The sequence below is a fragment of the Niastella soli genome, assembly GCF_017742245.1.
GTDB classification, from domain to species: Bacteria; Bacteroidota; Bacteroidia; order Chitinophagales; family Chitinophagaceae; genus Niastella; species Niastella soli.
This window is the reverse complement of the sequence record NZ_JAGHKO010000004.1, coordinates 221,780-245,681: the sequence shown is the minus strand read 5'-3', so window position 1 is coordinate 245,681 and position 23,902 is coordinate 221,780. Positions and strand designations below refer to the sequence as shown.

The 23,902-nt window shown below is 43.9% G+C and carries 21 protein-coding genes; 11 read left to right on the top strand and 10 right to left on the bottom strand.

All coding sequences use genetic code 11. The annotated features are described in order from the left end of the window. Positions 1-147: 147 nt before the first annotated feature. The 4 genes from J7I42_RS15825 to dnaK all read right to left on the bottom strand — a co-directional run bounded on the left by J7I42_RS15825 (position 148) and on the right by dnaK (position 4,777). Entirely contained in the window at positions 148-1,053 is a 906-nt protein-coding gene (locus J7I42_RS15825) for a hypothetical protein (RefSeq protein WP_209139803.1), read from the bottom strand. A gap of 35 nt (positions 1,054-1,088) precedes the next feature. Next, positions 1,089-1,580, bottom strand: a complete 492-nt coding sequence (locus J7I42_RS15820; protein WP_209139802.1) for a DinB family protein — start codon at positions 1,578-1,580, stop codon at positions 1,089-1,091. 185 nt (positions 1,581-1,765) lie between these two features. Beyond that, complete coding sequence (locus J7I42_RS15815; RefSeq protein ID WP_209139801.1) at positions 1,766-2,578, bottom strand: hypothetical protein; 813 nt, start codon at positions 2,576-2,578, stop codon at positions 1,766-1,768. A 285-nt stretch (positions 2,579-2,863) separates the two neighbouring features. Next, positions 2,864-4,777 (bottom strand): molecular chaperone DnaK, encoded by a 1,914-nt coding sequence (gene dnaK, locus J7I42_RS15810; protein WP_209139800.1) that lies wholly within the window; start codon positions 4,775-4,777, stop codon positions 2,864-2,866. 753 nt (positions 4,778-5,530) lie between these two features. Between dnaK and J7I42_RS15805 the strand changes: the two genes are divergently transcribed. The 4 genes from J7I42_RS15805 (at position 5,531) to J7I42_RS15790 (ending at position 9,336) form a co-directional block, all read left to right on the top strand. Next, the gene (locus J7I42_RS15805; RefSeq protein WP_209139799.1) at positions 5,531-6,208 is read left to right on the top strand and encodes a hypothetical protein; all 678 of its coding nucleotides are present in this window, start codon (positions 5,531-5,533) and stop codon (positions 6,206-6,208) included. Positions 6,209-6,217: 9 nt separating this feature from the next. After that, positions 6,218-6,955, top strand: coding sequence for an N-acetylmuramoyl-L-alanine amidase (locus J7I42_RS15800; RefSeq protein WP_209139798.1), 738 nt, complete (start codon positions 6,218-6,220; stop codon positions 6,953-6,955). Positions 6,956-7,422: 467 nt separating this feature from the next. Further along, entirely contained in the window at positions 7,423-8,484 is a 1,062-nt protein-coding gene (locus tag J7I42_RS15795; protein WP_209139797.1) for a DUF2235 domain-containing protein, read from the top strand. 435 nt (positions 8,485-8,919) lie between these two features. Further along, entirely contained in the window at positions 8,920-9,336 is a 417-nt protein-coding gene (locus tag J7I42_RS15790) for a helix-turn-helix domain-containing protein (protein ID WP_209139796.1), read from the top strand. A gap of 4 nt (positions 9,337-9,340) precedes the next feature. Here the strand turns inward: J7I42_RS15790 and J7I42_RS15785 are convergent, their stop codons facing one another. Genes J7I42_RS15785 through J7I42_RS15775 form a run of 3 tightly spaced genes read right to left on the bottom strand, consistent with a single transcriptional unit; the run spans position 9,341 to position 10,715 of the window. Continuing rightward, a complete protein-coding gene (locus J7I42_RS15785; protein WP_209139795.1) occupies positions 9,341-9,877 on the bottom strand; it encodes a DsbA family protein in 537 nt (178 codons plus the stop codon). Beyond that, positions 9,877-10,350 (bottom strand): redoxin domain-containing protein, encoded by a 474-nt coding sequence (locus J7I42_RS15780; RefSeq protein ID WP_209139794.1) that lies wholly within the window; start codon positions 10,348-10,350, stop codon positions 9,877-9,879. The genes J7I42_RS15785 and J7I42_RS15780 overlap by 1 nt, the downstream gene beginning before the upstream one ends. 20 nt (positions 10,351-10,370) lie before the next feature. Further along, on the bottom strand, positions 10,371-10,715 hold the full coding sequence (locus J7I42_RS15775) for a hypothetical protein (protein WP_209139793.1): 345 nt from the start codon (positions 10,713-10,715) through the stop codon (positions 10,371-10,373). 106 nt (positions 10,716-10,821) lie between these two features. Here J7I42_RS15775 and J7I42_RS15770 point away from each other — a divergent pair, with 106 nt between their 5' ends. Together J7I42_RS15770 and J7I42_RS15765 are read left to right on the top strand one after the other, a co-directional pair. Then, positions 10,822-10,989 carry a hypothetical protein gene (locus tag J7I42_RS15770; RefSeq protein ID WP_209139792.1) on the top strand — a complete coding sequence of 56 codons (168 nt, stop codon included), beginning with the start codon at positions 10,822-10,824 and terminating at the stop codon, positions 10,987-10,989. A 6-nt stretch (positions 10,990-10,995) separates the two neighbouring features. Continuing rightward, complete coding sequence (locus tag J7I42_RS15765; protein ID WP_209139791.1) at positions 10,996-11,409, top strand: VOC family protein; 414 nt, start codon at positions 10,996-10,998, stop codon at positions 11,407-11,409. 151 nt (positions 11,410-11,560) lie between these two features. Here J7I42_RS15765 and J7I42_RS15760 read toward each other — a convergent pair whose 3' ends face one another. After that, positions 11,561-12,121 (bottom strand): GtrA family protein, encoded by a 561-nt coding sequence (locus tag J7I42_RS15760; RefSeq protein ID WP_209139790.1) that lies wholly within the window; start codon positions 12,119-12,121, stop codon positions 11,561-11,563. A 730-nt stretch (positions 12,122-12,851) separates the two neighbouring features. On the opposite strand from J7I42_RS15760, the gene argS reads away from it, so the two are divergent. Further along, positions 12,852-14,708: an arginine--tRNA ligase gene (gene argS / locus J7I42_RS15755; RefSeq protein WP_209139789.1), complete on the top strand. Its 1,857-nt coding sequence runs from the start codon at positions 12,852-12,854 to the stop codon at positions 14,706-14,708. A 481-nt stretch (positions 14,709-15,189) separates the two neighbouring features. On the opposite strand, the gene J7I42_RS15750 is transcribed toward argS, so the two are convergent. Both J7I42_RS15750 and glgB read right to left on the bottom strand, forming a co-directional pair. Continuing rightward, positions 15,190-16,218: a tetratricopeptide repeat protein gene (locus J7I42_RS15750; protein WP_209139788.1), complete on the bottom strand. Its 1,029-nt coding sequence runs from the start codon at positions 16,216-16,218 to the stop codon at positions 15,190-15,192. Positions 16,219-16,251: 33 nt separating this feature from the next. Next, positions 16,252-18,198: a 1,4-alpha-glucan branching protein GlgB gene (gene glgB, locus J7I42_RS15745; RefSeq protein WP_209139787.1), complete on the bottom strand. Its 1,947-nt coding sequence runs from the start codon at positions 18,196-18,198 to the stop codon at positions 16,252-16,254. A gap of 208 nt (positions 18,199-18,406) precedes the next feature. On the opposite strand from glgB, the gene J7I42_RS15740 reads away from it, so the two are divergent. From J7I42_RS15740 to J7I42_RS15725, 4 genes are all read left to right on the top strand, one after another. Then, on the top strand, positions 18,407-21,193 hold the full coding sequence (locus J7I42_RS15740) for a TonB-dependent receptor (protein ID WP_209139786.1): 2,787 nt from the start codon (positions 18,407-18,409) through the stop codon (positions 21,191-21,193). A gap of 249 nt (positions 21,194-21,442) precedes the next feature. Next, positions 21,443-22,180 carry a GLPGLI family protein gene (locus J7I42_RS15735; RefSeq protein ID WP_209139785.1) on the top strand — a complete coding sequence of 246 codons (738 nt, stop codon included), beginning with the start codon at positions 21,443-21,445 and terminating at the stop codon, positions 22,178-22,180. A gap of 101 nt (positions 22,181-22,281) precedes the next feature. After that, positions 22,282-22,710: a helix-turn-helix domain-containing protein gene (locus J7I42_RS15730; protein WP_209139784.1), complete on the top strand. Its 429-nt coding sequence runs from the start codon at positions 22,282-22,284 to the stop codon at positions 22,708-22,710. A 290-nt stretch (positions 22,711-23,000) separates the two neighbouring features. Next, complete coding sequence (locus tag J7I42_RS15725) at positions 23,001-23,633, top strand: hypothetical protein (protein WP_209139783.1); 633 nt, start codon at positions 23,001-23,003, stop codon at positions 23,631-23,633. The last annotated feature ends 269 nt before the right edge of the window (positions 23,634-23,902 follow it).

Below are 23,902 nucleotides of genomic sequence, written 5' to 3'. Positions count from 1 at the left end.
GAAATGTCAGCTAAGCAAACAGTACGCGTGAGGTAAAAATGCAAATCAAAAATAGGATTACCTGGCAATTGCGGTTTTAGCTGTTCTCATAATCGTTGCGAAAAGTCCCCCGACAACATAACTCGTCGGGGGCTTTTTATTTATCTTTTATTTGGTGTAGTAGAATTTTATTTTACCCGGGGTTGAACCTGTTTCGCTAAACTCACATTCAATTGGCATGCCTGCATTGTTGTAACTGTAGGTATACGTGATGGCGCCCCTTTTAAGGAAGGTGCCGGCGTTTAAGCCTGTTGTTTGAATAATGCCATAGGTATAGTCGGTGATATTGTTTTTATTGATGGCTGGTGTAGGTACACCGCCCGTTATCATAAAGCTGATGGCCGCCTGAACATTCAGCTTGTTTAATGGGTTTGTTTTATTGTCGTACGTTCTGTAAAAAGCGGTCTGGCCATTTGTATTGTCCCATTTTGTCTGCGTGCTTATATTATTGTTGCTGATCAGGCTGGTGTCATTGACAGAAATAAGAAAACCAAGTCTGCTATCATAAGTGACAGTTTGGGCAATAGTTTTATCGCTGAGCCATTGGCGTTTTTTGGTAGTGTAACAGTTGCAATGGCTAGCCGGCATAGAATCGGTTACTGACCTGCCGTTATTATCGTAGAAATGATATATGTCTTCAGTGACATCTGTTGGAACGGAGCCTGTGCTCCTGTAGGGCAGCTGTTCATTGCCATTATAAAGGAACTTCTTAGCTATTGAATTAGGGGCTTCAATTTTTCCGTTTACAGAATCTCCTTTAGCATACGTGATCTCAGTAATGCGGTTGAGGTTGTCGTAGTGATATTCAAAAACCTCAATATACTGTTTGGGTTGGGTATAAGTAAATACAATCACCTTTGCCAGTTTTGTACCGTTTGGGTCAAGTACCACCGTATCAGTACCAGTACCTGGCCCAGGGTCTGTGCCAGGATCGTCTTTTTGTGGGGTGCATGAAAATACAAGGGAAATGCATAGCATAAATGCCAGGTAACGCATGGTCAAGCTCGATTTCATAAAGGGGATTCAGTTTTTGGTTTGGTTGATCAATTTTAAAGAGGGTTCGTTGCCTTGTATATAAATTTTTCAAGCTGGCGTCTGTGTCTGAGTATATGCACAATGGCATGTTCCATCATTTGTTCTATATCATATACCTGGCCCCAGCCAGCCTTTATTTTTAATGCGGTGTCGAATTGTTCCAACTCATCATCTTTGAATTCACTGAGCACTTTTTCAGTGAATGAAAAAACTTTGGTCAGGTCAATGAGGTATTCCTGTACTGTGGGATGAAAGCTTTTTGCGCGACGGGTTAAGTTATGATCTTTTAAATTATGAATACTGGTAGCATACCCATATCCGGAATGCACTACATGCGATAAAATGGTTTGAATGGACCGGCAATTCTCATCAGCTGTATCAGGATCAATGATTTTGGTCAACAAAGTATCGTTGATGTTGGCGATCACCGCTTTTAAGTCATCAATGGCGCGCTCGTATTCATCCAGTAGGGCGCCAATAGCACCAGGGCGGTAATTTTTATTCATATTATTAAGGTTGACCTCGTTTTATAGCATAAGCCAGGTCCTAATATAGGTAATATAACAGGGATTAGCGTTTTTGACTGGCCACAAGATATAAATCTGGTTTAACAAATGAAAGTTAATTCGCTTAACCCTGCCTGAAAATACACCCCCCCCGGCATTATTGCGCGGGGAACTTTTTTTTTTTGTCAGTTGGTATAATAATATTTTATAAGGGCGTAATTGTTGCCTGAGCCCGTTTGACATTCAACCGGCAGGCCCACGCTATTGTATTGATATATATTGGTAATATTGATCTCGAATTTAGAAGCCGAGCTGTTGTCTATAGTATTAGTGTATGATGCCCCGATAACATTGTTTTTACTGTAGCCAGGTGAAAGGAATCCTTCAAGTACAGATATTGGCATCGCGGAGCGGATATTTAAGGTATATAATGGATTAATGTAGGCGTCATACCAAAAAGAAATTTGAACATGTCCCAGAAGATAGTCATGATAGAATTGCATGGATATATTGTTGTTTAACAGGATGCATGAGTCTGTAAGCTTATTGGCCGGGCCGCCATAAGTCAACAATTTATCGTCTACCCAGTTGTATTTACGTAGGGAATAGTTATTGCTACTATAGGTAGAATCAGCTATCAGCCTGTTGCTGTTATCATAAAAATAATAAGTCTCCCTGCTGTTAGAATTTTTCCGTTCGTAAGTAGATTTATAGGGCTGTTGCGCTGCTCCATTATAAAAGAACTTCTGAATTCCAGAGTTTTGTGTTATCCATTGTTGGTTTATGGAATCTTCCTCTGAATAGGTTATCTCGGTTACCCGATTAAGGCCATCATAGTTAAACTCATAGATCTCATTATATGACCTGTATGGTGGATTGCTGTGCGTATACTTAGAAATTTTGGATAATTTGAATTCGTTGAGAGCTGGTTTGTCTTTTTTGCAGGATGAAATAGTTAAGGCACTTAATGCCAGAACCAGGAAAGAAGTAGTTTTCATGGATGGTTTTTGTTGAGCCACAAGATATAAACAGCCCTTTAAAAATGAAAGAAAATTTCCCTTACAATAATCAGGCACAAGCGGACGCTTGCGCTACTATTGTAGAACTAAAAGGATGACCTGTCAGACCGCATAAGCCTGCTGAAAGTTTAAGATCCGATGGCGGGCCTTACAGGTCACCCCTCCCTGGTGTAAGCGGATGCTTGTGCTAAAGGGTAAATTAAAATCCCCCGTCCGCCAGCTGGCGGATCGGGGGATTGTCGTCTTTTATATAATCCTCGTCCCTTATTTCACTTCTTCAAACTCGGCGTCGGTCACGTTTTCGCCGCCACCCTGGTTGCCGCCTTGTTGTTGGTTACCACCGGCTCCGGGTTGCTCGCCACCAGCTTGTTGGCCTTGTGTGGCTTTGTACAACTCTTCGCTGGCTGCTGTCCAGGCGTTGTTCATTTCAGTTGAAGCGGCATCAATGGCCTCAATATCCTGTGATTTGTGCGCTTCTTTCAATTTGTTCAGCGCAGTTTCAATAGGCGCTTTTTTATCGGCCGGGATCTTATCACCATATTCTTTCAGTTGTTTTTCTGTTTGGAAAATCAAACTGTCGGCCTGGTTAATTTTATCGATCTTTTCGCGGGCAGCCTTGTCGCTGGTCTCATTGGCCTTTGCTTCGGCTTTCATTTTTTCAATTTCCTCTTTGCTTAAACCGCTACCGGCTTCAATCCGGATCTTTTGTTCTTTACCAGTGCCCTGGTCTTTTGCGGTTACATGCAGGATACCATTGGCATCGATGTCGAAAATAACTTCGATCTTAGGTACACCACGTGGCGCAGGTGGAATATCTGTTAACTGGAAGCGACCGAGGCTTTTGTTCTGATTGGCCAAAGGACGTTCGCCTTGCAGTACATGAATTTCAACACCGGGCTGGTTATCGCTGGCTGTTGAGAATATTTCAGACTTTTTGGTCGGAATGGTTGTATTGGCAGTGATCAGCGGGGTCATTGCATTACCCAGTGTTTCAATACCGAGGCTCAGCGGTGTAACGTCGAGCAACAGTACGTCTTTTACTTCACCGGTCAATACCGCACCCTGAATAGCAGCACCAACGGCTACCACCTCATCGGGGTTCACGCTCTTGTTGGGTTTCTTGCCAAAGAATTTTTCTACAATTTCCTGTACTTTAGGAATACGGGTACTACCACCTACGAGGATCACTTCATCGATTGCTGAAGTAGATAAACCGGCATCTTTCAGTGCCTGTTCGCAAGGTTTCAAACAGCGTTCGAATAATTTATCGGCTAACTGCTCAAATTTGGCACGGGTCAATTTTTTAACCAGGTGTTTGGGCACGCCGTCAATAGCTGTAATGTATGGGAGGTTGATCTCTGTTTCAGTTGAAGAAGACAATTCCACTTTGGCTTTTTCAGCCGCTTCTTTCAAACGCTGTAAGGCCATAGGGTCTTTGCGCAGATCAACATTTTCGTCATTTTTGAATTCTCCGGCTAACCAGTCCATGATCACTTTATCGAAGTCGTCACCACCCAGGTGGGTATCACCATTGGTTGATTTTACTTCGAAAACACCATCGCCCAGTTCCAGTACAGAAATATCGAATGTACCACCACCAAGGTCAAATACGGCGATCTTTTGATCGTGTCTTCCTTTATCGAGACCGTAAGCCAGGGCAGCAGCCGTAGGCTCGTTCACGATACGGCGTACATTTAAACCGGCAATTTCACCGGCTTCTTTGGTAGCCTGACGTTGTGCGTCGTTAAAATAAGCCGGAACTGTAATTACGGCTTCATTTACTTCCTGACCCAGGTAGTCTTCAGCGGTCTTCTTCATTTTTTGAAGGATCATGGCTGAAATTTCCTGGGGTGTATATAAGCGGCCGTCTATGTCAATACGTACCGTATTATTGTCACCTTTTGTAACTTTATAGCTCCAATGGCTGATCTCTTCTGTCACCTCGTCAAACCTGCGACCCATGAAACGCTTAACGCTCATGATGGTGTTGTGTGGGTTGGTGATTGCCTGGCGTTTTGCCGGATCGCCTACTTTTCTTTCGCCGTTCTTTAAAAAAGCCACTACTGACGGGGTTGTACGGCGACCCTCGTCATTGGCAATTACCACGGGTTCATTACCTTCCATTACTGCCACGCAGCTGTTTGTGGTACCGAGGTCAATTCCTATTATCTTTCCCATATATGCTGAATTTAATGTTCTCTTATGGTTATCAATGATTATGCCGCGGGCTGGCGAGGTGAAAAAATGTCAGGTTAGTGTCAGAAGCTGTCATTAATTTGTTGATTGATAGCACAAATAAGGCAATTTTGGCTATCTGGATGCCGCTTTTTAACCCAATTGAACCTAACAAGCGCTTGTAGAGGCCTGTCATAGTCCTGGTTATACTCATGCCAGATGCACGATTAATTCTAGTGTCATATATCAGATATAGCCACATACCCGTCCAAAATTGCATCGGAATCGCACTAATATTGCATAAGAATGCCACTGAATATGGGGTTTCAGTGGCATTCCAGTGGCATTTCAGTGGCATTCTGAATAGGTAAATGGCCTGTTTTAGTATATCTGGAGTGAATCTGACTGGAATAAGAACAGAATAAGACTACCATTTCAGCAAACCGCTGGAACGGAATCCTTATCAACCCGTTAACGCTCTTTCCTCTCGTCAACTGATCAACCGGTCAACTGGCCACCCAGTATTTTTACCAAAACATCACGTATTACTTCCTTTTTTTATTAATGAATGTCTATATATCTTCACGCCCTCATTCCCTCTATACCCGCCGGTTAAGCGCTGATAAAGCCCTTTATACCGGTATTCTTCAATTTGAACGATTAAACCGTAAGTAGAAACTCTTGGTTTTTGAAATCCGGCATTCCCTTTGGAAGTAAAGGGATTGTCAAATCAATGTCCCTTAAAAATAACTCCTTATGCTTTTTCAGTTCTGGGCCCTATTTGCCATTCTAACTGCCTGTGTAGTCGTGTGCGATCGAAAATTCAACATGTTGCGCGACCTGAGCAAAGTCAATCCCCGTCCTTACAGCTGGTCGCGGGTTCAACTGGCCTGGTGGTCGCTGATCATTCTTACGGTATTTACCACCGTTATCATTCAAACCGGTCATGCGCCTAACCTGCATTATTCAACCCTGGTGTTACTGGGTATCAGCGCCGGTACTACGGCCGTGGCCCGTGTCATTGATCTGGGTGATCAGCAGAATGCGTTGATCTTCCGGCATCAGGACATAAAGACCACCAATTTTATCCTGGATATTCTATCCGATCAAAACGGGGTCAGCATCCAACGGTTCCAGGCAGTTTTATTTAACGCCATTTTTGGCATCTGGTTTATTGCATCGGTGCTGGGTAACCTGGGAGATCCCGGCTTTTGTATCAATGATTTTGCCAAAGGCGATCCTAACCTGGCCAACTGTCTGCTGCATTCAACCGATTTTATAATTCCAATTATCGGCGACAATAATTTGATCCTGCTTGGATTAAGTTCGGCTACGTATGCTGCATTAAAGATCACAGAAAACAAAGGAACTGCTTCTGAAGCCCTGACGGAGAAAGTGGTGGATGAAGCCTTGAACACGCCTGCACAGGGTTAAAACGAATATATGAACATCACATCAGTAGCAAGTCCCAACTTTACACAGGGAAGAAGGACTTACCGTCCCGAAGCCATTGTTATTCATATTATGGATGGCACACTGAAAGGTACCGATAGCTGGTTCATGAGCCCGTTGTCGCAGGTATCGAGCCATTATGGTATTGGTAAGAATGGCGAGGTACATCAATATGTCGATGAAACCGAAACTGCCTGGCATGCCGGCCGCATTCATGACCCTACCTGGCCCCTGATCAAAAAGACAACGGATGGGATGTTCATCAATCCCAACTACTATACTATTGGGGTGGAACATGAAGGCAATGAAAGCAGTGAATGGACTGATGCTATGTATGCCACCAGTGCTGAACTAATACGAGGCATATGTCAGCGTTGGAGCATTCCCGCTGATCGCCTGCATATTATAGGACATCATGAAATTTATTCTTTAAAGAACTGTCCGGGTCTTAAGGTGGATATGGATAAACTGATCGCATTGGTGAATGGCAGTGCTCAGGTGGTGAACGGACAGATCAGCAAAACCGAAAAGTTTGGCAAAGTTACTACCCTTACCCGGTTGAACCTGCGGGCTGGTCCGGGTAAAGTATACAAAATAACCAATATGGTGAATGCCGGCATTCAACTGGCCTATGATGGTTTTACCATGCAGGGCGAAACAGTGAATGGCAATGGCAAATGGTTTTTTACCGAAGAAGGGAATTGGTTTTGGAGCGGGGGTGTTAAGTAGTTTGGGGAGTTGATCAGTACAGCTGATCAGGTTTACAAGATGATATAAACGATAGAGGTTTGCCGTTTGCCGTCTGCCGTTTGCTCTCGGCTGAGCCGAGACCGTTTGCCGTCTGCCGTCTGCCGTTTGCTCTCGGCTGAGCCGAGACCGTCTGCCGATTCACGATATGAGTCTCGAAGTTCAAGAATCCATTGCCCATTCCCCATTGCCCTTCTTCTTGATCATTATCAATTACAGAAATATACAATGAATAAAAAATAGTTTATAACTTGGAACCTCTTTGTTAACGCCTGCCATTGAACGCATGCTATTACTGGTTTATAATTCCGTACAACTACCCTGAAAAGATCAGTAATTCCCGGTTGCCTGTTTACTCCTACCCTACCTAATTTTATAATAACCATCTTTTACATTTTACCTGAAATCAGACTTCCTTCAGGAAGGAAGGAGTTCTAATTGTATTTGCCATGAAGCGTCTTATAACCTGCAGCGATGGGACCTGGAATAAACCGGGCAATATTGATCGTGGTCAACGGGTGGAAACCAACGTTGAAAAAATGTATCAATGCATATGCCCGTATGACAATTCAACAAAAGTGCCCACTCCACAACTCAAATTTTATGATAAAGGTATCGGTACCGGTTACTCCTGGAAAGCCAATTTATTGGGTGGCATTACAGGCGCTGGTATTGATAAGAACATAAAAGACATTTACACTTTCCTGATCACCAACTACGAACCAGGTGATGAAATTTATCTGTTTGGTTTTAGTCGCGGCGCCTATACGGCTCGCAGTATTGGCGGACTGATCCGTAATTGTGGTATTCTGAAACCGGATTACCTTGGTCTGGTTGATAAAGCCTACGACCTGTACCGCATGCGTGATGAGTATACCTCACCCGAATCTGATATGATGACAGGTTTCAGAAAACAATATGCCCGTGAAGATGTAACGCCTATAAAATTTATTGGCGTATGGGATACAGTGGGCAGTCTGGGTATTCCCCTGCCCTGGTACCGTGTCTGGAATATGAAAAAATACCAGTTTCACGATGTTACCCTGAGTAGTTCTGTCGAAAACGCCTTTCAGGCATTGGCCATCGATGAAAGAAGAAAAATGTTTTCTCCTGCTTTGTGGGAGCTGAGCGATACGGTTAAAAACAATCCGCACCATCCGCAGCAGGTTGAGCAGCGCTGGTTTGCCGGTGTACATAAAAACATCGGTGGCGGTTATGCCGATACCGGGTTAAGTGATCTGGCGTTGAAATGGCTGGGGATGCAGGCCAACAACATTGGACTGTGTTACGACGATAAAGAATTCCAAACCATAAAAGGCAATCCCTGGGGAGAACTGCGTAATTCTTATGCTCCGGCTTTTTGGTTTTGGTTACCCAGATGGCGTTCTATCACCTTGCACGACGACAGCCGTCAGGCCATTGATGAAAGTGTGTTGCACCGCTTTCGTGAAATGTATCAGTACCGGCCGAAGAATTTAAGGAAGCATGTTAAGGAAGAAGGCAATGGGTAGTGATGGGGAATGGGCAATGGGCAATGGGTAATACACCTCAGCGCGGCAGAAGGCAGACGGCAGACGGCAGACGGTCTCGGCTCAGCCGAGAGCAAACGGCAGAAGGCAGACGGTCTCGGCTCAGCCGAGAGCAGAAGGCAGACGGCAAACGGCAAACGGCAGAAGGCAGACGGCAAACGGCAGACAATGTCGTTTGATTTAAGCTTGTTTATTAAAATCCCCTCTTGTGGGAGAGCCAGTCCCGCTTTGTGGGAGGTTGGGGGGATGTGTTTCATTCGACGTCAATCAAAAAAAACACCCCTGTCAGTCAGTGTTTATATGCTACCTGTCGCGGCCTCCCGATGCATCGGGAGAATCCCACCTCAGCGCGGCAGACGGCAGAAGGCAGCGCATGTTGCTTCGAAAAGACGTAAATTAGGTTTCAATAAACTAATTATGCCCATCGCCTCCGACTTATACCAGCGCATTGTTACTGCCAAAGTTTATATTGATGATAATTTTCGGGAGGCGATTGACCTTGACAAAATTGCCGGGAAAGCATGTTTGTCAATGTTTCATTTTCACCGCCTGTTCACTAAGGTGTATAAGATCACCCCGCATCAATACCTCACACAAAAAAGGATCGACAAAGCCAGGGACCTGTTAAACGGAGAAAACCTCACCATTACCGAAGTGTGCAATGAGGTTGGGTTTGAAAGCATCAGTTCGTTTAGTATGCTTTTTAAAAAAGAAATTGGATTTGCACCCACTTATTACCGCAACATGGCCTGGCTAAAACAACAACAGCTAAAGGAACAACCTAAAAAGTTTATTCCCCATTGTTTTATTGAAGGGTACCAGTTGGAGAAGTAGTTGTTTACGCTGATACTTTGGTCAATACGTTTTGCAAATACTCCAGTAAATGCGTGCCGCTCCAGTCGCCTTCATATTTCTCGCCGTTAATAAAAAATGTGGGGGTTTTGTTTACACCGCTTCTAAGTCCACCATAAAAATCTTTTTCTACTTTATCGGTCAACGCCTGGTCCTGAATATCGTTTTTGAAGCGTTCCAGGTCAAGCCCTATCTTATGGGCAAAAAGAAACAGGTGCTCCACTTCCAATGTCTTTTGGTTCTCAAAAATAATATCGTGCATTTCCCAAAACTTGCCCTGTAAAGCGGCTGCTTCTGTGGCTACGGCAGCCGATACGGCATGTGGGTGTACGTTTGAAAGCGGAAAATTCCGGAACACGAATTTTAAATTGTCGCCCAATTGCTGAATAATATCTTTTACAATGGGATATGCACGGCCGCAATACGGGCACTCATAATCGCCATATTTTACCAATTCAAGCGGGGCGTTCTCATTTCCAAAAATATGATCGTTGCTGTTTACGGGTGTTCTTAGCTGTGTCATTAGTTTGTTGATTTTACGTTATCTAATTCTTCCAGTGCATTCAAAATGCCATCGGCGCCGGGGTTTATCCCAACGGGCGACAAATAACTCCAGCGAATGATCCCTTCTTCATCTATCACATACAAGGCACGTTGGCACTCACCTGTTTTTTCATTAAATACCCCATACAATTTTGCTACCTCACCTTTTGGTTCAAAATCGGCCAGCAGGGGGAAATGAAATTTGTGGTCTTCGCTAAACGCCAGGTGACACCATTTGCTATCAACCGAAATCCCTATTAACTGCGCATTGTGTTTGGCAAAATATTTACCCATTTCATTGTACAATGTCATTTGGTCGTCGCAAACTGGGCTCCAGTCTGCGGGATAAAATGCAAGGATCACCTTTTTGTTTCTCAGCTCGCTTAATTTTAAAAGCTGGTCGGGGGTAGAATGTAATTCAAAATCGGGTGCAGGTGTGCCTGTTGGTAACATAGCGTTTGTTTTTGTAGTGACTATAATTGTTTGGCTGTTTGATTCCAGTTTCGGGCGCCTTCTAACATGGTAAGCAGGTTGGTGTTGCCTAATTCACAACCCGAATCGCCACCACGCGCGCCATACGGATCTACCAGGGTTCCTTTTACGCCTGTTGAAGAGGTAATGGCATACAGTACGGTATTGTCTTCCGGTTTGCAATTGCCTTCAAACCGGTGTATTTCATCTACGTGAAAATCTTCGGGATCCAGTCGAAGGTCAAGGTCACCACAATAAAGGCATACTGTTTCCGTAGCAAAATCAGCATGGTAACCTCTTGTTCTGAGGTCAGACAGCGCATCGGTGAGCGAACCATAACTTTTCATATCATATAGGTTTGCTATAATAATAACCAACGAAATGCCAATTGGTTAACAACCTGGCAGCCAATGGACTAATAAAAATGTTGCGACTCTTTTTTCACTGTATTTCGTGAAAACACGAATTGGATCACTAAATAAAAGGAGGGCAGACGGCAAACGGCAAACGGCAGACGGCAAACGGGCGGCCTTCTCCGCCACTGCGCTTCGGCGGGCGAAGGAAAAAGCAATAATCAATAAGACACTTGTTGACCTGATCAATAGCTTTGTTCAAAACTAATAACATATGATCACGAAATTATCACATGCCAGTTTTTTTGTTAGCGATCAGGAGAAAGCCTATGATTTTTATGTAAATAAACTGGGGTTCAAAGTTCATACAGATGCTACCATGGATAATGGTTTCAGGTGGTTGACCGTTACCCCACCCGAGCAACCCGAATTGGAAGTTATTTTATTTCCGGCCACCAGTACGATGAACGGATATGATGAGGAAGTACGCAATGCCCTGAAATTGTTGCTCGATAAAGGAGTAATGGGTGCTGGTGCATTTTATACGCCCGATTGCCGCGCTACCTATGAAGAGTTAAAAGCCAAGGGCGTTCAATTCAAGGGGGAACCTAAGGAACAGTTTTATGGTATTGAGGCCATTATTACCGATGGGTGTGGGAATTGGTTTAGTATGACGCAGCCTAAGTAAGGGCGAGTTGACCAGTTGACCAGTTGATAGAGGAAGGCAATTGCCCACTCACAACTGACAACTCACCATTCACAAAAATCCCCAGTCAGTAATGACCGGGGATCTTCTATTGAAACAAAAGATTGTTTGAATTCTATCCATTGCCCATTGCCTATTGCCTATTGCCCACTGTACTTCTTTCTTCTTCCAATGCTTCCGCTTCTACTATTGTTTCTGCTTCCAGCAACGCTTCTTCTTCAGGCGTTTCTACCTTGAAGGTGAAATTTTTCTGGGTAATAAAACTAAATGCCACTACAATAAATGTGGTCAATATCTTAGCTACGGTAGGATATAAATGGCATTGTTCAACAAACAGCTTTATAAAAATATAGTTCAGCCCCAGACAAATCAATACCATCATAAAATAGCGCAACAGCTGAATGCGTCCACGCAACGTGGAACCCGGAAAAACAATGGTGCGGCTCATATAAAAACCCAAGGGAAAAGTTATGGAGAACGAAACGAGGAAGGCGGCCACATATGGCCTAAGGGTTACAATAGGTGTATGGACCATTTGTTCCTTAAATAAAAAATGAAAGCTGATATAGAAAAGTGAAATATCGAGCAATGTATTTCCCCCACCGCAGGCTGCATACCTAAAGGTTTGTAAAGGCATGAAAGGGCGAAACAAAGGATAAAAAAAGTTTATGACGGCATTAATCAGGTTCTTCACGACTGGTGTTTTGTACGGTACAAAGTTAATTGAATATCAATAATTACGGGTCACGATCTGCAAATGGTGCATATTTTCCCGCACCGGATTGCCTGTTTAGACGGCAAATCATTTTTTAAATAGCGGTTCCCGCCCGCCTATTTTTAATTGTATAATTGACCTGGATCAATAAAATTTAACATTTGTTATTAATATGCTAAAAACGAGCATATTTGAAGCTTGTTTAACCCCTAAGCACCTTTTAGAGCTGTTCGCCCCCGCGGATGGCTCTTTTTTTGGGAAATGGGAAATGGCCCTCGCCAGGGAATAATATATTCCGCCGCGCTCAGGTGTATTACCGTTTGCCGTCTGCCATCTGCCTTTTCCGCGCTGAGGTGTATTCCCCATTGCCCACTGCCCATTGCCCTATTCAATGTCGTTTAGTCAAGCGAAAAGGAGAGCTAAATCACTGCTACCGGAAGGGCTGCAGTGTGCACACATAAACACTGATGATAGGGGTGGGCATTGATTTGATTAACCCGGAATGAAACACAGAGAACCCACCCCTACCCCTCCCAGGAGGGGATTTCTTAACACCCTGCCTCCCGCAAAGCGGGACAGGCTCTCCCAGGAGGGGACTTCTTAATACAAGCATTTACTAAATGACAATGATTGCCCTCCCCTTCTTCCCACCTATTCGCCATTAACTCATCACATTATCTTAAATTTGCTGTTTCAACAAAATCAACGCATGGCAATAGTTCCCGTTATTCAGCAGGCAGTAAGCGAACAGCTCAATAAGTTGTACCAGGTAGACATAGCCCCCTCTTCCATTACGGTCAGTGAGACCAAACCCGAATTTGAAGGGGATTATACCGTGGTGTTGTTTGCCCTGTTAAAAACCCTGAAAAAGAAGCCGGAAGAATTGGGCAATGAGCTGGGGCAGGCCCTGCTGACGGACAATGCCACCCTTTTCGGCGCTTTTAATGTGATCAAAGGGTTTTTAAACCTCGCCATCAGCGACAGTTTCTGGCTGAACTTCCTAAAAGAAAATTACAACGAACCCGCCTATGGCCGTCAGCCACACAACGGCAAACGGGTAATGATCGAATATTCTTCACCCAACACCAATAAACCCCTGCACCTGGGGCATTTAAGAAATAATTTCCTCGGCTGGAGCGTAGCTGAAATTTATAAGGCCAATGGCTATGAGGTGATAAAAACCTGTATTGCCAACGACCGCGGTATTCACATTTGCAAAAGCATGATCGCCTGGCAACAATTTGGCAATGGCGCCACTCCTGATAGTACCGGTATAAAAGGCGACCACCTGGTGGGCGATTATTATGTACTGTTTGGGACCGAACTAAAGAAACAAATGGTGCCCATCAAGGAAAAGAAACTGGCGGAATTACTGGCTGCCGGAAAAACGCAAGAGCAGGCGGAGAAAATAATGGAGGACACCAAACAGGAGCTGGAAAAAGATGCGCCCATTATGCAAGCCGCTCAGCAAATGCTGGTTGACTGGGAAGCGGGTAAACCCGATGTGGTTGAACTGTGGCGCACCATGAACAGCTGGGTGTACAAAGGCTTTGATGAGACCTATAAACGCATTGGCAGCGATTTCAATAAAATATATTACGAAAGCGAGACCTATCTGCTGGGGAAAGACCTGGTAGAAGAAGGCTTACGTAAAAAAGTGTTCTTCCTGAAAGATGATGGCAGCGCCTGGGTTGATTTGACCAAAGACGGTTTGGATGAAAAGATCGTTCGTCGTCGTGATGGCACGGCTGTTTACATTACGCAGGACATTGGCCTGGCTGAAGTAAAACAAAACGAATTCAATTGCGATCTGAGCGTGTATGTGGTGGGTGATGAACAGAACTATCACTTCAAGGTATTAAAGCTTATTTGCCAAAAGCTGGGCATTTCCGGCGCCGATGGTATTTTCCATTTAAGCTATGGTATGGTGGAATTGCCTACCGGTAGAATGAAAACGCGTGAAGGTACCGTGGTTGATGCCGACGATATCCTGGATGAAATGATCCGGGAGGCAGCACGCAAAAGAACGGAAAGAGAAGAAGAGCAAAAAGAAAAAGGCCAGCATAAAACGGAGGAACTGAGCGCTTCAGCACTAAATGAGTTGGATGAAATAGTGGGCGCCGGTGGTTTAAAATTCTTCCTGGTGCGGGTTGATCCCCAAAAGCGGATGATCTTTAATCCCGAAGAGTCGATAGACCTGCATGGTTTTACGGCTACTTTCATTCAATACGCTTACGCGCGTACGCAATCGGTCTTTAGAAAAGAGTTATATACGGGTTCTGATATTGGTACAGACCTGTTACCTCTTGAAAAAGAATTGATCCTGTCGCTGGAAAGATATCCCGAGGTTATTAAACAGGCTGGTGAAGAAATGAACCCAAGTGCTATTGCCAGCTATGTGTTCAACGTGGCGCAGTTGTACAACAGCTTTTTTGCGAAGCATAAGATCATAACAGCTGAAACACCTGCTAAAAAAGAGTTGCGTTTACAGATCAACCAACTGGTAGCCCATGTGCTTAAATCGGGTCTGGCACTGTTGGGGATTCGAGTACCGGATAGGATGTAGGAAGAAGGCAGACGGCAGACGGCAGACGGCAGAAGGCAGACGGCAGACGGCAGAAGGCAGAGGGCAGAAGGCAGAGATGAAAGTCCTTATTGCGGAACCCCGTCTGTATCGGCAGACGGCAGAGAGAAAGACAAAGAATGTTTGAAAAAGCAAATGATATAATAAAAAAATCCCCGGTACACGTGACCGGGGATTTTTTATTGTAAAATTACTTGCATTCAAATCTCTGCCTTCTACCTTTTAGATTCCGGGGATTCGAGTACCGGATAGGATGTAGGAAGAAGGCAGACGGCAGAAGGCAGACGGCAGAAGGCAGTAGGCAAACCCACCCCTACCCCTCCCAGGAGGGGATTCCTTAAAACAAGCATTAACTAATAGAAAATCCCCGGGTCAAAATAACCTGGGGATTTTTATTTCTTTTCTTTTGTATTCTCTATTGCCTATTGCCTATTGCCTATTGCCCATTGCCTATTGCCCTGTATTATATTCCACCAGGCATTTTCTTCTCCTCTTTCAGGTTCTTTAACGAAGGGTCCATTTCAATGGCTTTGTCGCACAGTTGTTGTCCTTTTTCCTTCTCTCCTTTCTTTTGATAACTCAGTCCGATCATGTATAAAGAGTTCGCATTCTTTTTATCGAGCTCGAGTAATTTATCCCAGTAGCTGATGGCGTCGTCATATTTGCCCATGTTGTAATAGGCATCAGCAATGTTGTATAACAGTTCCTGGTCCTGTGGCTTTTTTACCAGCACTTCCTGTAACAGACCCAATCCTTTATCATAATTCTTAACGTTCAGGTAGGCATTGGCGAGGTTCTCTATAAAATCATTACTGCGGGGGTAGCCCTTGGCAGCGGCCCGCTCAAACCAGTAAATGGCTTTTTTATCATCAGGCACTGCGTAGTAAACCAACGCGGCTTCATACATCCAATTCGCTTTACTGCTGTCAAGCGTGATGGCCTGCTCAAAGCAACCAGCCGCTTTTTTGTAATTGCTCATATCAACCAGGCAGCGACCGGCTATATAAGGAACTTCTGCATTTTTAGGATCGTCTTTGTAGGCCAGTTCACAGTATTTCACACATTCGCCATAATTCTCCAGTCCATAATAGCTTTTCACCATAATGTAATTGGCGCTGTTGCCGATCTTTAATTCCTGCATTTTTTTAGCGTACGTGATCGCTTCATTCCACTGGCGGGTATTTAGTGATAACGTAGCCAGTTGCAGTACCGCATCGGTATTTTTATTGTCTGCCTGGTAGGCGCCGCTGAATTTTTCCCGGGCTTCTACATAGCGCCGTTGTTCTATGAGCGACTGTCCCCAGCCCAACAATACTTTGGGCGCTTTGGGTGAAAATTGTGCGGCTTTGGCGAAGTTTTTTTCTGCTTCCCGGTACCGGCGAGCTTCTTGTTCCAGAATTCCTTTTCTATAATAGAATTCTGTACTATCAGTTTGGGAGTAAACACCGTTGGAAATTAATCCCAACATTAAAATAGCGCTAAGGGTTTTCATAGATTTGTTCTTTTCATATATCACAAAAATCTGTTACTTCAATACTATAGCTCCCAACGGCGGCAGGTGCACATTTATTTCATACATATTATCATTTTTATCTAAACTTCTCGTGAAGATCTCCGGATTGAACACATTTCCGGTTCCCCAATATCGTTTGTCATCGGAATTAAAGATCTCACGCCATTCAGATTTCCCGTAAGTATATACTTTCCAGTCGTGCCGCACCACAGGGGTCAGGTTTAAAATGATCAGGAGGTCATTGGCGGGGTCTTTCCCTTTTCGGCGGTAAGCTACCACACATTCGGCCGGGTGGTTCAGGTCAACCCATTCAAACCCATAAATATTAAACTGGTTTTCATACATCGCGGGTTCGTTCCGCAATAAAAGGTTCAGATCGCGTACACAATCCTTCATTAACTGGTGTGAGTCAAATTTTAGCAGGTCCCACTGCAGCTCGCTTTTGTAATTCCATTCATTGGTATCACCAAATTCACTGCCCATGAACAGGAGTTTTCCCCCGGGGTGTGTAAACATATAAGTATACAGGGTACGCAGGTTGGCAAATTTCTGCCATTCATCGCCCGGCATTTTAAAGATCATCGGGCTTTTACCATGTACTACTTCGTCATGACTTAAAGGTAATAGAAAGTTTTCGTCGTAATAATACATCATGCTGAAGGAGAACTTATTCTGGTAATGGCGCCGGTATATGGGGTCCATTTTAAAATAATCCAGTGTATCGTGCATCCAGCCCATCATCCATTTCATGCCAAAGCCCAGTCCGTTATTAACAGTGGGTCGCGATACGCCTGGCCAGTCGGTTGCTTCTTCGGCAATCGTTTGGATATCGTGAAAATCGCGGTAAATGGTCTCATTCAGGTCTTTAATAAAATTTATAGCTTCAATATTGCCATCGCCGCCGTATTCGTTGGGTTCCCACTGGCCGTGGGTACGCGAATAATTTAATTTCAGCATGGAACTGACCGCATCAACCCGAATCCCATCAATATGGAATTTATCGAACCAGAAACGGGCGCTGCTGATGAGAAAGGATTTTACCTCTCCCCTTTTATAGTTGAATACATAACTGTTCCAATCGGGGTGAAACCCTTTGCGCATATCGGCATATTCGTAGGTGTTGGCCCCGTCGAACATAAACAGGCCATGGGCATCGTAGGGGAAATGTGAAGGTACCCAGTCGAGTATAACGCCAATGCCTGCTTCATGAAAAGCATTTATCAGCTCCATAAAACTTTGCGGATCGCCAAACCGGGAAGTGGGTGCAAAATAACCGGTACCCTGGTAACCCCAGCTGCCATCGAAAGGATGTTCCATTATCGGCATAAATTCCACGTGGGTAAATCCCATTTCCTGTACGTAAGGGACCATTAGCTGCCGTAGCTGATCGTATGAATTGTAAGATTCTTCGTCATGTTTATTCGGGCGCATCCAGCTGGCGAGGTGGACTTCATAAATACTGCAGGGTGCTTCCAGTGAATTGTGCTTACCGCGGTTTGACATCCAGTCATCGTCTTTCCAGTTGTAGCCAAGGTCCCAGGTAATGGAAGCCGTGTTGGGTCTTTTTTCCCAGAAATTGGCATAGGGGTCGCCCTTGTCGGTTTTAACGCCCTTGAACCCATCTATATGGTATTTGTATACTTCGCCTCTGGACATTCCGGGAATAAAACCCTCCCAGATACCCGATTTGTCGAGCCGGACAAACAAAGGATGGGTGGTGGGGTTCCAGTCGTTGAAATTGCCGATCACAGATACGGCGGTGGCGTTTGGCGCCCAAACGGCAAAATAGTAGCCTCTTTTGCCCAATACTTCAATTTCGTGTGAACCAAACAGATCGTATAAGCGATAATGGGTACCCTGCTGGAAATTGCGGATGTCATCTTCTGAAAAAAAAGAATAGTTCCATACTGCCCTTGTGCTGTCTACAAAATGAATTTCTTCATATTTTTTTACTTCCATAAGCCTGTTCTGTTTGTTTTGATCCTGTACTTGTCTTGTATATTATGACCAGATATATATGAAACTGCTTTAACGATTAATTAAGATATTCTTTGGTTAAAAACCAAATACATTCCAGACATTCGCTCCATCACCAGGGCGTATCGGACAAATTAACCAAACACGTTAACCAACCACTATGGCTTAATGCCTGTGTCCCTTACTTCCCATGAAGAAAACAACCATACTTCTAGCCTTACTTTTTATTATTTCCGTTCCCGTTTTAGCACAACAAGCCACTCTTAAAGGTACAGTAATTGATACTTCGGAAAAAAAGAACCTTGCCAATACAGTTATTGCATTATTGAGGCCAGCCGATTCGGTGTTGGTTTCTTATACCCGAAGTAATACGGCGGGTCAGTTTGAGCTTCAAAAGTTACCTGCAGGTAAATTTATTGTTATGGTTACCCGCCCGGCTTATGCCGATTACTTCGACCAGGTTGAAGTAACAGCGGGCGCCACCGTTGATCTGGGCAAAATTTCCCTGATCCTGAAGAGCCAGTTGCTGGCAGAAGTTGTAGTACAGCACAAACTGGGCGCTATTCGCATCAAAGGTGATACTACCGAGTACATTGCTGACAGCTTTAAATTGAGTGCAGGGGCCACGGTTGAAGATCTGTTGAAAATTTTACCCGGTATTCAGGTAGACAAAGACGGTAAAATAACCGCCCAGGGCGAAAAGGTACAGAAAGTACTGGTGGATGGGGAGGAGTTTTTTAGCGATGACCCTACCATTGTTACCCGGGGCTTTACCGCCGATGCCGTTGAAAAAGTGCAGGCATTCGATAAAAAAAGCGACCAGGCTACCTTCACAGGTATCGATGATGGACAAAAAACCAAAACCCTCAATGTGCAATTAAAGGAGGATAGAAAGAAAGGGTACTTTGGTAAACTGGAATTAGGCAGCGATGCCAATAAATACTGGAACAACAACCTCATGATAAATGCCTTTAAGGGCAAGCGGAAATTTGCGGCTTATGGCATTATGTCGAATACCGGGAAAACGGGGTTAAACTGGAATGAAGGGATGAACTACGGGGCCAACAATAATGTGGAGGTGGGCTCCGATGATGGCGGAATATCTATCTCTGTTAGCGGTGGAGATGAATTTGGCGGTAGTAATTATTGGGGGGAAGGATTGCCCAAAGGCTGGAATGGCGGTCTCCATTACTCTAATAAATGGAACGGCGATAAAATTCACCTGAACGGTAATTACCAGTATAATAAACTGAATACGGAATCAGAAGGCAATACTTATAGCCAGAATATCTTAAAGGATACCGTTTTGTATACCAATGAAAATGGTAACAGCTTTACCAGCCGTTACCGCAACCGGTTAGATGGGTTGTATGAAGTGCAGATCGATTCTTTTTCTTCCATAAAAATTACGGTGCAGGGTTCGAAGGGAGAAAGTTTTAGTCAAAGTACTTTCCACCAGGAATCGTTGAACAGCCTGGGTGATACCTTAAGCCGCATTGAACGGAAAACCACAACCGATGCCGATAACAAGAATTTCAATTCCACGCTGCTGTTCAAGCAAAAGTTCAGAAAACAGGGGCGGACCCTTTCTATTTCGGCTAAACAGAATTATACCAACATAGTTTCGAACGGGTTCTTTTTCTCAGACAACAACTATTATGAAAATGGGATATTGGATAGTGCTAAAATACTTGATCAGCAAAAGCTGACTGAAAATACCCTCTCTACCATTAACTCCAAGGTCTCTTATACAGAACCGATCAATAAAAGGTCGTTACTGGAGTTTAACTATAGCATAGATAACAATCACCGGAAGGCCTACATCACCACGATGGAGAAAGATGCTTTAGGTGGGAAAGAATATTTGAACAGGATCGATTCGCTGAGCAATGAATACCAGCTAAATGTACTTACCCAATCGGGCGGGATCAATTACCGGTATGCCAAACCCAAAAAGATCAATTTCTCGTTTGGGATGAACATTTCGAATGCGGCTTATACCCGTACAGACATAAAAAGAGATTCTGCCATCAATTACAGTTTTACCAATTATTATCCACAAGCCAACCTGAACTGGACCATGGGTACCAATGGCAATCTGCGGTTCAATTATAACGGAAGCACGCAAGCGCCTTCCCTTAGTCAGATCCAGCCTATACGGGATATTACCAACCAAATGAACATTCAGGAGGGTAACCCCTATCTGAAACAGGCTTTCCGGCATCGATTCGAGGTGTCGTACAATAGTTTTAAATTCCTGTCGGAACGGAGTATTTACTCAGAGCTCAATTATAGCACAACGCAAAATGATTTCAGTACCTATAATTTCCTGGACCTTAAAACCGGTCGTAAAATATCGCGGCCTATAAACGTAGATGGTAATTACCGGGTAAGCGGCTACCTCTCCTATAGAAAAAAAGTAGCCAAATGGGGATTAATGGCTGGTACTAATGCCGAGTTTAACCTGAATCACAATACCAACTTTACCAATGATCAGGAAAATAAGAACGACAGGCAGACCTTTAGCATTGGTCCTAATATAGGTTACCGTAAAGAAAAGAAGGTCGATATCTGGCTGTTCTTTGACTTCGATTATAATGTTTCCAAAACTTCGTTGGCAACCGACAAGGTTACCCGTTACCTTACCCAGGGGCATAGCGTTTGGGTATGGTTAGCCCTGCCGTGGAAACTGGAAACAAACACCGACTGCACATTCAATTTGCGTCAAAAGACCAGTGTGTTTGAAAATAATAATAATTCAATCATTTGGAATGGAAGTATTGACAAGAAGTTCTTAAAGAATGATGCGGGCCGCCTGCGATTTGCTGTAAAGGATATCCTGAACCAGAATATTGGGTTTAACCGGAATATCAACAATAACTTTATTTCAGAAAGAACGTATAATACCATCAAAAGGAATTTTATGTTATCGTTCATCTGGAACTTCAACAAAAATGGAAAACCAATGGGTTTTTAAGAAGAGGCAGAAGGCAGACGGCAGACGGCAGAAGGCAGAAGGTAGACGGCAGACGGCAGACGGCAGAAGGCAGAAGGCAGAAGGCCGACGGCAGAAGGCAGACGGCAGACGGTAGACGGCAGAAGGCAAAGAGAATACCCTGTCCTTCGCTGACGCTCAGGACCGGGTGGCCAATAACTCAAAAACCCAAGAACCCAAGAACCCAAGAACCAAATAACATAAGAACTCAGCACTTAAAATCGTAAATCAATGAAGTCACTTTTTTATATAATAGTAACCATATTATTTTCGCAGGCTGTTTTGGCGCAGCAGCAATTCATCTCACAAGGCAGAATAGAATACGAACGAAAGACCAATCAGCATGCTTTAATGAGTGAGAGCAATTTCTTTGATGAATTGACAAAGTCGAAGTTGCCCAAGTTTGTGACTTTTTATTACGACCTTTTCTTCAAAGACGATCGTACGTTGTTTAAAGCGGGCCGGGAGCCGGAAATAAAACAGGTAAAAACGTGGAATGTATTTGCTTCGGAGAATACCGTTCTTACCAGTTTGGATAGCAATCTTTCTTTAACCCAGCGGGTAATATTTGGGAGCGCCTATCAGGTGTCAGACTCGGTTCGTCATATTGACTGGCGTATTACGCCTGAAATAAGAAAGATTGCCGGGTTCGATTGCCGAAAGGCCGTTGGCCGTATCATGGACTCGGTTGTGGTGATCGCTTTTTATACCGATGAAATACTTACCACTGGCGGCCCTGAGTCTGTAAATGGGTTACCCGGAATGATCATGGGACTGGCCATTCCGCGTTTTCATACTACCTGGTATGCCACCAAGCTGGCGCTGATAGATGTGACCGGGAAAGAACTGGAGATGCCTAAAAAGGGAAAGAAAATGACTGGGAACGAATACCGGTCGCAATTAACAGACATCTTGAAGAACTGGGGGGATGAGACCGAAAAAAAACTGCGCAATCAGCTCTTACTATAAACCCGACGACCTTCCCAATCCATTGCCTAACATATGATTCACGGTTAAATGAATGGACGATAACGCAAGGCAGTTAATTTTGTAAAACTGCCTTGTAGTTTATGGAAAGGAAATTGCTTCATATATTGAGATCGTTGTTGGGAATGAATAAGGATGATCGCCAGCCAGATGCTGACGACTCGAATGTGGATTTGATCAGGGTGAAGTTGAATACTTATATGCTGCAGCATCAACCCTTTTTAAAACCACACTACAAATTAAAAGACCTGGCCGAAGATCTGCAAATGCCTTTGCACCAGTTATCGGCATTTCTGAATAAGCGATTGGGAATGCATTTTACCGATTATTTAAACCAGTTCCGCGTCAAATATTGTGAAGACCTGATCAAAAATGAAAGACCGGGCAAAATAAACCTCAAGGAACTGGTACCCAAATGTGGTTTTCATAACAGGAATACGTTTACTTCCGCCTTCAAAAAATTTACTGGCAAAACCCCCTCCGATTACGTACGAAACAGGCAGTTTTCCTGAGTTGGACAACTTTTGCAAAACTTGGCCACTAAGCCACCCTGTTATTTGTTTTCCCATATGCCACCCGGTAACTTTGATACAGGGATAACACCAAAAATTATTGGTTACGTTGGTTACGCAGACAGTTTTTATTATTAGGTTTTTAATAGGAGAAGGCAAGTTTCCGGTTTATTTTTCTGCATGCGATGGGTAAAACGCAAAGCAGGCTCACGAAAAGACCGGTGGAAAACACGTTTCATCGGTCTTTCTTTTAAGCAAGCCACTTTATCAAAGATTCAAATCCGTTGGCAATGTTAAAGTATTTACTATTTTTTTTACCATGGCCATTTGAATCGCTACAAGCGCAAACCCTGCAGTTAACTGCGAATGCCGGCTATTATACCGGGGCCAGCCTGAGGGCAACAAGAGGCCGTTTTATTTTTGGCGATGGGCCCTGTTATACCGGCTCTGTTGCCTACACCATTCAGCCAGGCAAATCGAAACAAAACGTATGTTTTGAACTACAGTATGGATATGTTTCTTCTACCATGCGTTTTCAACGAAATGATTCAGATAGAAAAATGCCCCTTGGCACTGTAAAAATGCATACGATACTGGCAGGCGCCGGAAGAGAATATGGAAGTGGTCCCGTGCATGTTTATGGAAAAGCCCTTTTGGGCGCCGCCTATATTGATCCGGATTCAATTCACAATGGCGACCGGTTAACATTCACGTTCTCATTTGCTACCGGTCTCAGGATAGCTATTACCCACACTATGGGCATTTGTTTACAGGCTCAATTGTTAATGCCTTTGATGTATAACAGGGTATATGTGGGCTGGGAACCAGATGCCGGTTTGCAAACCGAAGTAGCCCCACTGGGAATACTGTTTTCGGGCTATTTAACGGGTGGGATCTATTACAACGTATTTCAAAAAGATTAACGATACAGTTTGAATGTATAGTCATAAAAGACAATCAGCCGCTTTTAAAAACGATTCTATTCAGGAGTAAGGTTAACAATCAGTTTAGTGTATTTCCATACACCACTGAAAAGTAGAGTTCAGGATTTTTTATACCTACGTCAGTTTTTTCATATGGTAGCAGAATCCCGTTTCCACGGGATTCTTTTTTTATGCCTGTACTTGTTCAGAACGAGTACAGGCATAAAAAAAATACCGTTGCCGTTTAATCCTCCCGGGATGTTAACGGT

What these genes read in the sequence shown, in the direction of transcription:
- J7I42_RS15825 (WP_209139803.1), bottom strand. Translation starts at nt 1,053, where the DNA reads ATGAAATCGAGCTTGACCATGCGTTACCTGGCATTTATGCTATGCATT.
- J7I42_RS15820 (WP_209139802.1), bottom strand. Translation starts at nt 1,580, where the DNA reads ATGAATAAAAATTACCGCCCTGGTGCTATTGGCGCCCTACTGGATGAA.
- J7I42_RS15815 (WP_209139801.1), bottom strand. Translation starts at nt 2,578, where the DNA reads ATGAAAACTACTTCTTTCCTGGTTCTGGCATTAAGTGCCTTAACTATT.
- dnaK (WP_209139800.1), bottom strand. Translation starts at nt 4,777, where the DNA reads ATGGGAAAGATAATAGGAATTGACCTCGGTACCACAAACAGCTGCGTG.
- J7I42_RS15805 (WP_209139799.1), top strand. Translation starts at nt 5,531, where the DNA reads ATGCTTTTTCAGTTCTGGGCCCTATTTGCCATTCTAACTGCCTGTGTA.
- J7I42_RS15800 (WP_209139798.1), top strand. Translation starts at nt 6,218, where the DNA reads ATGAACATCACATCAGTAGCAAGTCCCAACTTTACACAGGGAAGAAGG.
- J7I42_RS15795 (WP_209139797.1), top strand. Translation starts at nt 7,423, where the DNA reads ATGAAGCGTCTTATAACCTGCAGCGATGGGACCTGGAATAAACCGGGC.
- J7I42_RS15790 (WP_209139796.1), top strand. Translation starts at nt 8,920, where the DNA reads ATGCCCATCGCCTCCGACTTATACCAGCGCATTGTTACTGCCAAAGTT.
- J7I42_RS15785 (WP_209139795.1), bottom strand. Translation starts at nt 9,877, where the DNA reads ATGACACAGCTAAGAACACCCGTAAACAGCAACGATCATATTTTTGGA.
- J7I42_RS15780 (WP_209139794.1), bottom strand. Translation starts at nt 10,350, where the DNA reads ATGTTACCAACAGGCACACCTGCACCCGATTTTGAATTACATTCTACC.
- J7I42_RS15775 (WP_209139793.1), bottom strand. Translation starts at nt 10,715, where the DNA reads ATGAAAAGTTATGGTTCGCTCACCGATGCGCTGTCTGACCTCAGAACA.
- J7I42_RS15765 (WP_209139791.1), top strand. Translation starts at nt 10,996, where the DNA reads ATGATCACGAAATTATCACATGCCAGTTTTTTTGTTAGCGATCAGGAG.
- argS (WP_209139789.1), top strand. Translation starts at nt 12,852, where the DNA reads ATGGCAATAGTTCCCGTTATTCAGCAGGCAGTAAGCGAACAGCTCAAT.
- J7I42_RS15750 (WP_209139788.1), bottom strand. Translation starts at nt 16,218, where the DNA reads ATGAAAACCCTTAGCGCTATTTTAATGTTGGGATTAATTTCCAACGGT.
- glgB (WP_209139787.1), bottom strand. Translation starts at nt 18,198, where the DNA reads ATGGAAGTAAAAAAATATGAAGAAATTCATTTTGTAGACAGCACAAGG.
- J7I42_RS15740 (WP_209139786.1), top strand. Translation starts at nt 18,407, where the DNA reads ATGAAGAAAACAACCATACTTCTAGCCTTACTTTTTATTATTTCCGTT.
- J7I42_RS15735 (WP_209139785.1), top strand. Translation starts at nt 21,443, where the DNA reads ATGAAGTCACTTTTTTATATAATAGTAACCATATTATTTTCGCAGGCT.
- J7I42_RS15730 (WP_209139784.1), top strand. Translation starts at nt 22,282, where the DNA reads ATGGAAAGGAAATTGCTTCATATATTGAGATCGTTGTTGGGAATGAAT.
- J7I42_RS15725 (WP_209139783.1), top strand. Translation starts at nt 23,001, where the DNA reads ATGTTAAAGTATTTACTATTTTTTTTACCATGGCCATTTGAATCGCTA.